The organism is Marinococcus sp. LNHM4E3-1, assembly GCF_056034405.1.
The window spans coordinates 26,804-40,456 of sequence record NZ_JBQLID010000014.1 but is presented as its reverse complement, the minus strand read 5'-3'; the positions used below and the strand labels follow the sequence as shown (position 1 = coordinate 40,456).

The window sequence follows — 13,653 nt, the reverse complement described above, 5'->3', positions numbered from 1 at the left end:
GAGACATGTACGTGTCTTTGAAACGGCCCGGAGCGGGAGCGGTGTCTCAGGGCAATTAAAACAGCACTTACCCGCGGTTTTACAGAGCGGGAACGTCATTTTTCCGGCGATATGTCGGAAATGGCCTGGAAAGACTCCTTCGGGGGTCTTTTTTATTGCTCATGGACCCAGAAAACACTTCGAGTTTCAAATGGCACCAGGAAATGAATGGAAGCAAGAATCGTCTCAGTTGATTTTGAGACAAATAAAAAGCGGAAAACGGGCTTGTGTTGATTAAATAGCAAGGGATATAAACGGCTATTAGGAGCGGGTTAAAAAATGCTTGTAAAGGAACCGAATCTGAAACTGAAGGACACGCATCAAGAGTATCTGAACAGCCGCTGAAAATGGCTGGTATCATAGCAGCATCATTCTTTTCATCAGCTGCCGGAAACCGTCATTACAATTAAAAAGTTTGTTTTGGATGCGGACAGGAATGCACGCAGTGTAAAATAATGAGCCCGGCGGGGAACGCTTAGCATGAAGGGTATCAGTTATCGCAGTTGAAACGACCCGCATAGAATTTATCAAACCTGTCGGAGTGACAGTACAGACGATTCAAGGCAAAGCCTGAATAGGAAAGTTGATTCCTGAAAGGGAAGGCGGAGATATAAAGCTAAAATGACAGCCTGACGTAATTCATTTATTTCTAGTTAACATAATATATATTATCGGAAGTTAATGATATGTTGTTTCAATACTAAAGATAACTTCGTGTTTTGAGACAAAACAAATAAAAAGCACCAGTATCATTCTGTACTGATGCTTCCTTCATTGGTTTTTTGGCATGTTTGTTTACAGCGTGACATCAATCGAAAACAGCTGAAAGCTCACGTAAAATAAACCGGCGATGAGCAAGGCGTTGATCAGCCCTTCGCCAAAGGTGGATCCGGTTTTTGTCGTAAATGGGAACCGAAAGGCATAGTGCAGCGGAAACAGCACATGGACGCCTTTGGTGGTCATCATGTCGAGCACAATATGGCTTAAAATTCCGAGGCTGATGCCCCACTGCAGTGCGAGTCCCCATCCTTCCTGCCACTGGGCAAGGGCCATGAAGACAAGCAGCACGAGCAGAAGGCTGTGGGTAAAGGTGCGGTGCCCCACCAGCTTCGAAATCAGATGGGAAACGCCCGGCACCCGCCTCCCCATCCATGAGTTTGGCTGGCAAATGTCCGGGGCCAGGCCCCCGAAAACCAGGCTTGCGACATAAATACTGGTCTCCCATTCAAAAAAGGCAAAAGGCACCGGCGTCAGCCACTGGACGGCCAGGCCGCCGGTGACTGCTCCGATCACATGTGTTCCTGCTTTCATGATTGTTCAGCGTCCTTTTTGAAAGTGATCGGAGTGGGATTTACTGGTACGGAATATCCTTCCATACGGCTTCAATCACTCCGTGCTTTTTCGTATCAATAACATAGGAACCATTGCTGTAACGGTCCACCCGCCGATATTTTGCCGGGTCAATCGTGACCGTCATATTTTTCGTCCGGGCCTGCAGCACAAATGGCTCGCCATTTAGAATATAGCTCGCGATGATCCGGTGCGGCCTGGATTTAACTTCCTTCCAGAGAACGACCCCCCGCTTGGCCCGGTTCGTTATTGGAATATCATCCAGACTCATGCGTTTAACGCCGCCGCGCTGGGTGACCATGACCGCATCCTCGGTTTTATAGGCCGAGGTTACATGCGCCCCGGTGACCACATCCCCGTCTTTTAAATCAATCGCTTTGACACCGGCCGCGCGGACACCGACGGGAGAAACCTCCTGTTCATGGAAGCGGAGACCGTAGTTTTGATGGGTCGTGAGAAACAACTCCTGCTCCCCGTTTGTCTGGTACACGGAAAGCACTTCGTCCCCGTCCTTTACATTTACTCCAATCATGGAGCGTCCGTAGCGCGATGCCTGATAGGCGTTCATTGCCGTTTTTTTGATCATGCCCTGGCGGGTGATAAACACAAAATAATCCTCTTCGGTGAACTCCTGCACCGGCACGACGGCCACCAGCGCATCCCCCGGGTCAAGCGGGGAAATGTTGCCGATATGCTGGCCATTATCCTTCCAGCGAATTTCGGAAAGCATATGTACCGGCAGGTAGATAAACTGTCCTTTTTTCGTAAACAACAGCAGCATATCTGTTGTATTCATGTCGCGGAAAAACAACAGGGCGTCTTCCTCTTTCATCCCTGGCGGTTCGGTGTTTGAAGCCGCGTAGGAGCGCTGGCTCGTTCGTTTAATGTAGCCCTCTGCTGTGGCGGTCACAATAACATCCTCGGACGGAATCATCACTTCGCGGTCGATCTTAAGCTCTTCGATTTCCGCTTCAATCACGGTGCGGCGGGTGTCGTCATACTGCTTTTTGACTTCCTGCAGCTCCTTTTTCACGACCTGCTGCAGTTTCTTTTCGCTCGAGAGGATGCCGCGGAGCCGCTTGATTTCTTTTTCGAGCTCTCCGGCTTCTTTTTCGAGCTGGGTAACATCAGTATTGGTTAAGCGGTACAGCTGCAGGTTCACGATGGCCTCGGCCTGGGCATCGGTGAAGACAAACTGCTCCACCAGGTTTCCCTTCGCGTTTTTCTTGTTTTCCGACTGGCGGATCGTATCAATCACCTGGTCGAGTACGCTGATCGCCTTAATCAGGCCTTCCACGATATGCTGGCGCTGCTCCGCTTTGTTGAGGTCAAACTGGGAGCGATTGGTGACGACACTCCGCCGGTGGCTGATGTAGGCATCAAGCAGCTGCTTTAAATTCATCAGCTGCGGGGTCCGGTCATTAATGGCAACCATATTGAAATTGTACGACACCTGAAGGTCCGTCATTTTGTAATAAAAGTTCAGCACGCTCTGGGCGTCGGCATCTTTTTTGAGTTCAATGACGACCCGGAGGCCGGTCCGGTCCGTGTCATCACGCACTTCGGCGACCCCGTCGACTTTACGGTCAAACCGGAGTTCATCCATCTTCTTTACGAGCGTGGACTTGTTTACTTCATACGGCAGCTCGGTAATCAGAATCTGTTCCCGTCCGCCCCGCACCTGCTCGATGCTCGTTTTGGCCCGGACGACGACTTTCCCCCGGCCGGTCTCATACGCCTGGCGGATGCCGTCCTTGCCCTGAATGACACCGCCGGTCGGAAAATCGGGTCCCTGCACGTACTGCATCAGTTCGTCGGTTGATACCGACGGCTTTTCGAGCTGCGCGACCGCGGCATCAATAATTTCCCCCAGCTGATGCGGCGGAATATCGGTCGCATAGCCGGAGGAAATGCCGGTGGATCCGTTGATCAGCAGGTTCGGGAATTTCGCCGGCAGAACCGTCGGCTCCTCCTGCGTGTCATCAAAGTTGGTTACGTGCTCCACCGTCTGTTTTTCGATATCTTTCAGCAGTTCGGACGAGACGCTCGCGAGACGCGCTTCCGTGTAACGCATCGCCGCCGGCGGGTCGCCGTCGACAGAGCCGTTGTTGCCGTGCATTTCGACGAGCGGGGCGCGCACCTTCCATTCCTGGCTCATCCGCACCATGGCCTCATACACGGAGGAATCCCCGTGCGGATGATAGTTCCCGATGACGTTCCCGACTGTTTTTGCTGCTTTGCGGAATGGTTTATCCGCAGTGTTGCCGTCCTGAAGCATTGCAAACAGAATCCGGCGCTGAACGGGTTTTAATCCGTCGCGTGCGTCCGGGAGGGCACGTTCCTGAATAATGTATTTGCTGTAGCGCCCGAAGCGTTCGCCGAGAACGTCTTCGAGGCGAAGATCCAAGTATTGTTCTGCATCAGCCACTTACGGTTCCTCCTTAATAATCTGCAAATCAGTGTTATCCAAAATATTCAAGTCCTCTTCCATGCCGAACGCCACGTTGGATTCAATCCACTTGCGCCGGGGCTCTACTTTATTGCCCATCAGCGTGGATACGCGGCGGTCTGCACGGGCGCCGTCCTCCACGGTCACCCGGATAAGGGTCCGGCTGTCCGGATTCATGGTCGTCTCCCACAGCTGGGAGGCGTCCATTTCCCCGAGGCCCTTGTAGCGCTGGATGGCGTAGCCTTTACCAATGCGCTGAATAGCTTCCTGGAGGCCATTCTCCTCCCAGGCATATTCGGATTTTTGCTTGGGGCCGCTTCCTTTGCTGACCTTATAGAGCGGCGGCAGGGCAATATAGACTTTCCCCGATTCCACGAGCTCCCGCATGTAGCGGTAGAAAAACGTCAGCAAAAGCACCTGAATATGAGCACCATCGGTATCAGCGTCTGTCATAATCACAACCTTGTCGTAGTTCCGGTCTTCGAGGGTGAAGTCCGTGCCGACCCCGGCGCCGAGGGCATAGATGATGGTGCGGATTTCTTCGTTTTTCATAATATCATCGAGCTTCGCTTTTTCCGTGTTAATGACCTTGCCGCGCAGCGGGAGCACAGCCTGAAATTTACGGTCGCGCCCCTGCTTGGCCGAGCCGCCGGCCGAATCCCCTTCGACGAGATACAGCTCATTGCGGTCCGGGTTTTTGGACTGCGCGGGGGTGAGCTTGCCGCTCAAGAGCGCGTCTTTTTTCCGGTTCTTTTTACCATTTCGGGCTTCCTCCCGGGCTTTGCGCGCGGCTTCCCGCACCTGGGCGGCTTTGATGGCTTTTTTGATCAGCATTGTGCTGACCGTCGAGTTTTCCTCCAGAAAATACGTCAGGCGGTCCGTAATGTACTGATCCACCGCGGAGCGGGCCTCCGGCGTACCGAGCTTGCTTTTCGTCTGCCCTTCAAACTGCAGCAGATGCTCCGGAATCCGGATGGAGACCACGGCGGTCAGCCCTTCACGGATGTCACTGCCGTCGAGGTTTTTATCCTTCTCCTTTAACAGCTGCAGCTTGCGGGCGTGTTCGTTGAGCACCCGGGTAAACGCCGAACGGGCGCCGGACTCATGCGTACCGCCGTCGCGGGTACGAACGTTGTTCACAAACGACAGCATGTTCTCCGTATAGCCGTCGGTAAACTGAAACGCAAAGTCCACCTCGATATCCTGGGCCTTCCCTTCAAAGGACACGACCGGATGCAGGGTTTCCTTGTCTTCGTTTAAATACTCCACAAACGCCTGAATGCCGGTGTCAAACTGAAATTCTTCGGTCACCGGTTCTTTGTCACGCTTATCATGCAGACGGATGCTTGTGCCCTTCAACAGAAACGCAGCTTCGCGCAGACGTTCTGCCAGCACATCAAACTGGTAGTGCACCGCATTGAACATGGAAGCGTCCGGCTTGAACCGGATCGTCGTCCCGGTTTTTTTGGTGTTTCCCTTCTGTTCAAGGGTCGTCACCGGACGGCCGCCGTTTTCAAAGCGCTGCTCGAAAATCTGGTTGTCCCGGTAAATAGTGACTTCAAGCCATTCCGACAGAGCGTTGACCACCGAGGCACCGACGCCGTGCAGCCCGCCGCTTGTAGCATAGCCGCCCTGGCCGAATTTCCCGCCGGCATGAAGCACGGTCAAAATCACTTCTGGAGTTGGCTTGCCGGAGCTGTGGGTGCCGGTCGGCATGCCCCGGCCGTGGTCGGATACAGAGACGCTCCCGTCCTTGTGCAGCGTCACTTCGATCACGCTGCCGTAGCCGGCGATCGCTTCATCGACCGAATTATCAAGAATTTCAAAAACAAGATGGTGAAGCCCGCGGCTGTCCGTGCTGCCGATGTACATGCCCGGACGTTTCCGGACCGCTTCGAGCCCCTCCAGTACTTGAATGGATTCATCGTTATATTGATAGGATTTATCTGCTGCCACTCCTGTCTCTCCCTTCTTCGTTCTCCGTTCTAGTTATATTTCATACTAACACAGTTTGTCAATGAACGGGAACATATGTTTCAATTTCGGGGCCATCCCTTCTGCAGACAGGAAAACCTTGGCAGGAAAGTCCCGCCAAGGTTGGATGCTGTTCGGTATAATCGGTGCTTACGCGATCGCATGCTCCACTTTAATGCAGCGGTCCATGATCACCGTCATGCCTGCATTGGCCGCAATATCGTACGCTTCCTCGCTCACCAGGCCGAGCTGGGCCCAGAATACGTCTGCGTCCACCTGGGCTGCTTCCTCGGCCACGCCTTTGAGGAACTCGCTGCGGCGGAACACATTGACGATATCAATGTGGCCCTCAATGTCTTTCAGCGAGTCGACGGCCGGAATGTCAAAGACTTTTTCCACCGTCGGATTGACCGGAATAATCTCGTAGCCCGCTTCAAGCATGACTTTGCTGATCTGGTAGGACGTCCGGTACGGGTTATCCGACAGGCCGACGACCGCGATGCGTTTGCTTCGGTCGAGAATGGCCCGTATTTCTTGTCGTTCAGGGTTTTTCATTGGTTGTCCCTCCTTGAGATACGAATCTACTGCCTGTTAGTTGCTGCCAAGCAGGTTATTTTCTTCGAGGTAGTCCCGGGCTACTTCCCGGTGGTCGGCGCCTTCGTAGTCCACCTCGTAGTTCATTTCCTGCATTTCTTCATTGGTAATCTGGCCGCCGAGGCGGTTTAATGCTTCTTCGAGACCAGGGTTGTCATCCAGGGTTTCCTGCTTTAAAAGCGGAGCCCCCTGGTACGGCGGAAATACATTTTCATCGTCTTCGAGTACGGTAAGCCCGTACTCTATGATATACGCATCGGTGGAGTAGGCGTCAATCAAATCGATCTGGCCTTCCTGCAGAGCATTGGAACGAAGGCCGGCATCAAGGGTTTCCACTTCGTCAAACTCGAAGCCGTAGGTGTCGACAATCGCGGGATAGCCGTCGGTCTGACGGTCGGCAAATTCAAAGGTAAACCCGGGTACAAGCTCATCGGTATGCGGCTCGAGATCGGAAATGGTTTCAACGCCAAGGTTGTCGGCTTCCTCTTCGCGGAGCGCCAGAGCATACGTATTGTTGTACTCCATTGGCTCGAGATAGGCGAGATCGTCATCGGCAAGCAGGGTGCGCGCTTCCTCGTATACTTCTTCCCGGGTGCTTCCGGCCGGCACGCCCTGGTCATACAGGTTGGCGGTAACGGTGCCGGTGAACTCCGGATAAATATCAATATCGTCGGACTCCAGGGCGTTAAACGCAATGCTTGTGCTCCCTAGCCCGGCGTCAACGCTCGTATCAAGGTCGGTGTTTTCCTCAATGAGCAGCGAGTACATGTTGGCAAGAATTTCAGGCTCGGCCCCTTCCTTCCCGCCGATGACGAGCTCTTCCTGCTGGTTGGAGGCAAGCGCTGGCGTGATCACGACTAACAGCGCCACGCCGAGAACAATAGCCACGGGAGCAAGTGCCTTGCCCTGGGACGTGCGTTCCGTGATCCGCAGCACCAGGTCAAAAAACAGAGCCAGAAGGGCTGCTGGAATGGCGCCGAGCAGGATGTAGGCGTTGTCCGCCCGGTCGATGCCCGTCATGATGAAATCGCCGAGGCCCCCTGCGCTGATCAGAGCTGCCAGAGTGGCGGTCCCGACGATCAGCACCATCGAGGTCCGGATGCCGGCCATGATCACCGGCATGGCCATCGGCAGCTCAATTTTACGCAGGCGCCGGAAGGAATTCATCCCCATGCCGGTGGCCGCTTCCACGAGGGCCGGGTCCACGCCGGCGATGCCGGTGTAGGTGTTGCGCAGAATCGGAAGCAGCGCGTAGGCGGTCAAAGCGACCACAGCCGGCACGGTGCCGATCTGGTTCAGAATGAGAATCATGAACCCGAGCAGGGCGAGACTCGGAATCGTCTGCAGCACCGCGGCGATCCCGATGATCGGCTCGGCAATCGACCGCCGACGGGTCAGGAGCACCCCGACCGGAACCGCAATAAAGGAGGCGCACAGAAGCGAAATCAGGCTCATGTTGACGTGCTCCCAGACGAGGGTCCAGAACTGTCCCTGCTCGTCGGTGAACAGCTGATACGTATTTTCGAGTAAGTTCATGCCTCTGTGTCACCTCCTGCAGATGCGAGTTTCGCTTTTTGCAGAAACTGCATCACGTCCTTATAGCTGAGCGCTCCGACGAGCCGTCCTTCTTCGAGTACCGGCAGCGCTTCGGCATCAGTGTCATTAAAGGTCCTGAGGGCGTCATACAGTACATGATCCGGGGAAATCACGGTTTTCTGGGACGCAATGGAGTCGCCGTCCCGGCGGCCGAGAAACGTATCGTTCTGGTCGAAAATATACAGTGGAGCCGGATACAGCGGCATTTCGGGCATGTCATGGACACTTGCAATGTACTGGCTGTCGCGGCCGCTCATGACCGAACGGACCGGGGTGTCCCATTCGTCCCGGCGGTCTCCGATAAAGTCTCGCACAAAATCATTGGCCGGCTCATTTTTCAGCTCACGCGGCGTGCCAATCTGGACGATGTCACCGTCTTTCATGAGGCAGATCCGGTCGCCGAGGGCAAGCGCCTCGTCCATGTCGTGGGTGACGAAAACAATCGTTTTTTGAATGTTCTGCTGCAGGGCGCGGATGTCCTCCTGCAGCTGTTCCCGGCTCAGCGGGTCGAGGGCACTGAACGGCTCATCCATCAGGATAATATCCGGATCCGCGGCGAGGGCCCGTATCACCCCGATTCGCTGCTGCTGGCCGCCGGAGAGCTCCGACGGCTTCCGGTTGCGGTATGTATCCGGGTCGAGGCCGACCATCTGCAGCAGTTCATCGACGCGTTCCTTGATCTCGTTTTTCTTCCAGCGCCGCATTTCCGGAACGACCGCAATGTTTTCGGCAATGGTCATCGTCGGAAACAGAGCAATCTGCTGCAGCACGTACCCGACGTTCCACCTCAGTTCATGGCGGTCCCAGTCCCGGATGTCCTTGTCCTGAATCCGGATCGTGCCGGTGCTTGGTTCGATCAGCCGGTTGATCATTTTCAGCGTGGTCGTCTTGCCGCACCCGCTCGGGCCGATCAAGACGAAAAATTCCCCCTGCTCGACCGTGGCGTTAAAGTTTTGAACGGCCGGGTCGTCGGCACCGGGAAACGTCTTTGCAATGTCAGTGAATGTAATCATGCCAATCCCCCTATTATGGTTCTGTTGCAAGGGACATCTAAATTATTAGAGTCTCTACTTTATTTCACAAAAGTGCATCCTTCAAACGTCCCGGGGCGGAACCCCCGCTGCATAGGGCAGCGGGATTAGGACCAGCGGTACAGGCTCTGGTATTTATGAGACAGGTGGGCAAGCAGCGGCTCCGGGTTGGTCCCTTCCCCGGTAGCGGCTGCAATGATGTCGGCCGGCCGTTTCATCCGGCCGTGCTGGTGCACGTGCTCGGTCAGCCAGTGCCGGATTGGTGCGAGGTCACCGCTTGTGATCAGATCATCGAATGCCGGCAGGTCACGCATCATGGCCTGCTGGAGCTGGGCCGCATAGATATAGCCGAGCGCATAGGACGGGAAGTAGCCGAAGGCGCCGTCCGCCCAGTGCACGTCCTGCAGTACCCCCTCTGAGTGGTTCGTCGGCACAACGCCGAGGTACTGCTTCATTTTTTCGTTCCAGGCTTCCGGCAGGTCCTTCACCTGCAGGCTGCCTTCGATCAGGGCTTTTTCCAGCTCGTAGCGGAGAATGATATGCAGGGAATAGGTCATTTCATCGGCTTCAATCCGGATCAGGGACGGTTCGACGCTGTTGACGGCAAAGTAGAAATCGTCGAGGGGCACGTGCTGAAACTGGCCGCCGCTGAGCTCCTGGAGCCTGCCGTAGTTGTTTTCCCAGAACGAGCGGGTCCGCGCCACGAAATTTTCCCAGAACAGCGACTGCGATTCATGGATGCCCATCGACGCGCCGTCCGCCAGAATCGTTCCGGCCAGATCTGCACCGAGGTTTTGCTCATAAAGCGCATGGCCGCCCTCGTGGATCGTGCCGAAGACGGCGGTGCGGAAGTCGGATTCGTCGTATTTGGTGGTGACCCGCACGTCGTTTTGGTTCAGGCCGACGGCAAACGGGTGCACGGTTTCATCAAGCCGGCCGGCATCAAAATCGTACGTCATCTGCCGGAGCACATGCTCGCTGAAGGCCCGCTGCCGGTCCTTCGGAAAATGGGCATGCAGAAACGATGTGTCCGGCCCCACCGATGCTGCTTTTACTTGTTCCACAAGCGGCATCAGGCCGTCGCGGAGCCTGGAAAAGGTCGTATCCAGGGTAGAGACCGTCATGCCGGGCTCAAAGTCATGCAGAAGCGCGTTGTACGGGTGTCCGTCGTAGCCGAGATAATCCGCGAACCGGCGCTGGTAGGCTACGATTTCTTCGAGGTACGGTCGGAACCCTTCGAAGTCCCCGGACGCTTTCGCCTCTTCCCAGTACGATTCCGTTTTGGATGTAAGTGTCGTAAACGCCTGATACTCGTCGCGGGGCAGACGCTCCATCCGTTCCACTTCCGTGAGCGTTTCCTCCGCGGCTCTCCTGGTGACCGCAGACACCTGCGAGGCTGCCTCCGGCTCAAGCAGATACTGGCTCATTTCCTTCAGGCGTCCGGAGGTTTTCCGGGCAAACAGCTCGGTGGCAAGCGCCCCCACTACTTCGGAGCGTTCCTCCACCCCTTTTTTGGGCGCTCCGGTCCGTGCGTCCCATCCGAGCAGGCTGAGCGCCTGATTGTAAGCGTCCAGGCTGCGCTGTTCGGTCAAAAAATCCCTTTCGATCTGTACATAATCTGGCATCGTGATTCCTCCTTGTTATGAACTCTGTTTGGTGTGACTCTCTCCTTCATGATATAACAAAGAGTGGAAGGGAGCGAAAGATACGTATGCAAATGACAATTACGGAAGAAGCAGGCCGCCACTACAAGCAGGAAATGGACCTGGCCGAAGGGGCGGCTGTACGCCTGTTTGTCCGCATCGGCGGTGTGGGTTCCGGCGGGTTTTCCATCGGGGTGGAGCCCGGGGACCCGTCCGCCACCAGTTACCAGACGGAAGCGGGCGGTCTGCGTTTTTTTGTGGAACCGCAGGACCAGTGGTACCTCGACGGCATGACCATCAGCTATCATCCGGCCATCGACTACCTCCATTTTGACAACCCCCGGCTCGGGGATACCGATCACCCGAACAATTAGGACGGGCGGGGCGGCCGTGGCCCCCAGTACTGGTAATAATCCGTTTTGATGTTGCCGTTGTAGAGCTTGCGCCGTTTGGTCGCCTGCCGGCCGAACAGGGATTCAAACCGTTCATGGGACGTGAGCACGTAGTAGGACCAGGTCGGTGTATCCCGGGCGATGCGGCCGAGCGCCCGGTACATTTCCTCCACCTCTTCCATTTCCCCGATTCTTTCCCCGTACGGCGGATTACTGATAACGGCGCCGTACTCGCTCTTTGGCTTAAAGTCCCGCGCCGCCATCTGCTTGAACGTGATCAGGCCGTACATGCCGGCTTCTTTGGCGTTTTCCTCCGCAACTTCGATGGCCTTCGGATTCAGATCGGTGCCGGTAATCATAAGCGGCTGGTTGTCGCGGATGAGGTCCTCGGCTTCCTGGCGCGCCGCCTCCCACTGCATGGCTTCGGCCCATGGCCACGTTTCGCTCGCAAACGAGCGGTTCACGCCGGGGGCCATGTTCTGGCCGATCATGGCAGCTTCAATGGGGATCGTGCCCGAGCCGCAGAATAAATCGACGAGCGGGCGGTCCGGATGCCAGTTGGCAAGCATAATCATGGCTGCTGCCAGCGTTTCCTTGAGCGGCGCCTGGGCATGCGTTTCCCGGTAGCCGCGCTGGTTCAGCCCGGCCCCGGACGTATCGAGCGACAGCACGGCTTCGTCCTTATGCAGCGCCACCTCGAGCTTAAAAAGCGATCCGTTTTCTGGAAACCATTCGCTCTCGTAGGACTGCTTGAGCCGTTCCACCACGGCTTTTTTGACGATCGCCTGACAGTCCGACACGCTGAACAGCGTGGATTTGACCGATCGGCCGCTGACGGGGAACTCGGCATTTTCGGGCAGGAACTGCTCCCACGGAAGGGCCTTCGTCTGTTCGAACAGCTCATCAAACGTTTCGGCGGTAAAAGCTCCAATCTTGATTTTCACCCGGCCGGCGGTCCTGAGCCACAGGTTGGCCCGGGCAATGCCTTCAGCGGGGGCTTCAAATTCCACCCGGCCGTTTTCGGTGCGCAGGTGCCGGTAGCCGAGCGCTTTGATTTCTTTGGCGACCAGGGCTTCAAGGCCCATCGTCGCCGTAGCGATTAATGTGTATGTTGGTTGGGTCATAGGTTCCTCCTTGGACGTAAAGGTCCGTTCATATCTACTAAAAAAACCCCTGAATTATACTCCAGGGGTTTTGCTTCAAGAAGCCGGGACCGTTCGTGTAAGCCATGTTCTGTTCCCTTGTGCTGCCAGCGGCTGTTCACCTTGCACTCGGGTGGTAATCATCTATCTGCAGAAAAAGTTCTGCCCTTTCGTTCCGTTGAATTTCTTCCGAAAGGCGCCCCTACCTAATTTTGGGTTTCTCGCTCGAGGGGTTTACCGCGTTCCACTCCGGCCGTTTCCAGCCGGACTACGTCACTGTGGCACTGTTCAGGGGACTCCAGCCATATCCCGACGGACACAGGCTGTTTCCCCGCCGTCAGCTCCGAAACGAAGCTGCTCTGACTTATGGTTTCGTCAGACACGAACACTACAGCCATCTCAGGCTGTGCGAGCATGGACTTTCCTCTGTATGGGTACATACAGCGATTACCTGAACGAATCCCGGCTCTTTATGGCCAGGTGCAATTATATCGGTTCCGGGCAGAAGAAGCAAGCAAAGAAACTGGGAATCAGCAGCGATCGGTCTTGCCCGAAGCGAGCACGGCCTGTCTGGCCAGCCGGTCAGCCGCGCGGTTGTCCCGGGAGGGCACCCATTTGAGAAAACAAAGGGGCAGCTCCTCTTCGGCACGGAGGATTTTGGATAAATACGGCTGATAAAGCTTTCGTTTCACAAACCGCTTTTCCACCGACGCATTCACAAGCTGCGAATCGGTCCGGATCGAGGCCGAATGCCAGCCGCGCTCGCGGCAGAGCTCATACGCCTGCACACACGCTTCAAATTCCGCTTCGTTGTTGGTGAGGCAGCCGAGCGGGCGGGAAAATTCCTCCACGCTGCCGTCATCGTGCTTCACAAATATGCCGATACCGGAAGGCCCGGGCTGTCCGGCGCTCGCTCCGTCAATATGAATCGTCCGCATATGCCCGCGTCCCCGCCTTTAATCGTATAGTTTCTTGCCGAATACTTCTTTTTCGAGGTTCGAGAGCCGTTTTAAAATATCGTAATTGGTTGTCCCGGCGGCCGGTTCGGCTGCGGTGGTGTTCGAAGCGGTGTCCGTACTGCCGGCGCCGCTTTCGGACCGGGTGGAGGTCGACGACGTCACGGTGCGTTGGTAGCGGGAATCCCCTTCCGGCGATGCGGCGGTCCGCTGCTCCGGCGAGCGGTTCAGCTGGTCTTCGAGCTCACGCACTTTCTGTTCGAACCGTTCATAATCCTGAATAATAATGTCCAAAAATTGGTCGACTTCGTCTTTGTTGTAGCCTTTGACACTGTTTTTAAAATCTTTGTCTAAAATGTCTTTGGCAGATAACTGTGTCTGTTCCATCAGCAAGGACCACCTCTGCTTTATTTGTATGATACATTCGCGGCCACCGGCACCTGCCGGGCGGATAACCGCGTATTTATCTGTTTATATTCTTTCAGAA

The 13,653-nt window shown here is 55.5% G+C and carries 11 protein-coding genes and 1 other RNA gene; 1 reads left to right on the top strand and 11 read right to left on the bottom strand.

Features of this window, described 5'->3' with window-relative positions:
- Positions 1-834: 834 nt before the first annotated feature.
- The 7 genes from ACTRXI_RS13640 to ACTRXI_RS13610 all read right to left on the bottom strand — a co-directional run bounded on the left by ACTRXI_RS13640 (position 835) and on the right by ACTRXI_RS13610 (position 10,658).
- Positions 835-1,350, bottom strand: a complete 516-nt coding sequence (locus tag ACTRXI_RS13640; RefSeq protein WP_474263406.1) for a metal-dependent hydrolase — start codon at positions 1,348-1,350, stop codon at positions 835-837.
- Between the two features lie 40 nt (positions 1,351-1,390).
- A complete protein-coding gene (gene parC, locus ACTRXI_RS13635) occupies positions 1,391-3,817 on the bottom strand; it encodes a DNA topoisomerase IV subunit A (RefSeq protein WP_474263404.1) in 2,427 nt (808 codons plus the stop codon).
- Positions 3,818-5,794 carry a DNA topoisomerase IV subunit B gene (parE, locus tag ACTRXI_RS13630; protein ID WP_474263402.1) on the bottom strand — a complete coding sequence of 659 codons (1,977 nt, stop codon included), beginning with the start codon at positions 5,792-5,794 and terminating at the stop codon, positions 3,818-3,820. It abuts the gene before it with no gap.
- Between the two features lie 168 nt (positions 5,795-5,962).
- Positions 5,963-6,367 (bottom strand): CoA-binding protein, encoded by a 405-nt coding sequence (locus ACTRXI_RS13625; protein WP_322525042.1) that lies wholly within the window; start codon positions 6,365-6,367, stop codon positions 5,963-5,965.
- Between the two features lie 36 nt (positions 6,368-6,403).
- Positions 6,404-7,942 carry an ABC transporter permease/substrate-binding protein gene (locus ACTRXI_RS13620; RefSeq protein WP_474263400.1) on the bottom strand — a complete coding sequence of 513 codons (1,539 nt, stop codon included), beginning with the start codon at positions 7,940-7,942 and terminating at the stop codon, positions 6,404-6,406.
- A complete protein-coding gene (locus tag ACTRXI_RS13615) occupies positions 7,939-9,015 on the bottom strand; it encodes an ABC transporter ATP-binding protein (RefSeq protein WP_474263398.1) in 1,077 nt (358 codons plus the stop codon). The genes ACTRXI_RS13620 and ACTRXI_RS13615 overlap by 4 nt, the downstream gene beginning before the upstream one ends.
- A 125-nt stretch (positions 9,016-9,140) precedes the next feature.
- Entirely contained in the window at positions 9,141-10,658 is a 1,518-nt protein-coding gene (locus ACTRXI_RS13610) for a carboxypeptidase M32 (protein ID WP_474263396.1), read from the bottom strand.
- 86 nt (positions 10,659-10,744) lie between these two features.
- Here ACTRXI_RS13610 and ACTRXI_RS13605 point away from each other — a divergent pair, with 86 nt between their 5' ends.
- On the top strand, positions 10,745-11,050 hold the full coding sequence (locus tag ACTRXI_RS13605; RefSeq protein WP_474263394.1) for a HesB/YadR/YfhF family protein: 306 nt from the start codon (positions 10,745-10,747) through the stop codon (positions 11,048-11,050).
- On the opposite strand, the gene ACTRXI_RS13600 is transcribed toward ACTRXI_RS13605, so the two are convergent.
- The 4 genes from ACTRXI_RS13600 to gpsB form a co-directional block, all read right to left on the bottom strand.
- Positions 11,047-12,192 (bottom strand): THUMP domain-containing class I SAM-dependent RNA methyltransferase, encoded by a 1,146-nt coding sequence (locus ACTRXI_RS13600; protein ID WP_474263392.1) that lies wholly within the window; start codon positions 12,190-12,192, stop codon positions 11,047-11,049. The two genes, ACTRXI_RS13605 and ACTRXI_RS13600, sit on opposite strands and share 4 nt — an antisense overlap.
- Positions 12,193-12,285: 93 nt before the next feature.
- An RNA gene (gene rnpB, locus ACTRXI_RS13595) (RNase P RNA component class B) lies at positions 12,286-12,669 on the bottom strand.
- A 71-nt stretch (positions 12,670-12,740) separates the two neighbouring features.
- Positions 12,741-13,148: a ribonuclease HI family protein gene (locus ACTRXI_RS13590; protein WP_474263390.1), complete on the bottom strand. Its 408-nt coding sequence runs from the start codon at positions 13,146-13,148 to the stop codon at positions 12,741-12,743.
- Positions 13,149-13,166: 18 nt separating this feature from the next.
- Entirely contained in the window at positions 13,167-13,559 is a 393-nt protein-coding gene (gpsB, locus tag ACTRXI_RS13585; protein ID WP_474263388.1) for a cell division regulator GpsB, read from the bottom strand.
- Positions 13,560-13,653 lie beyond the last annotated feature (94 nt).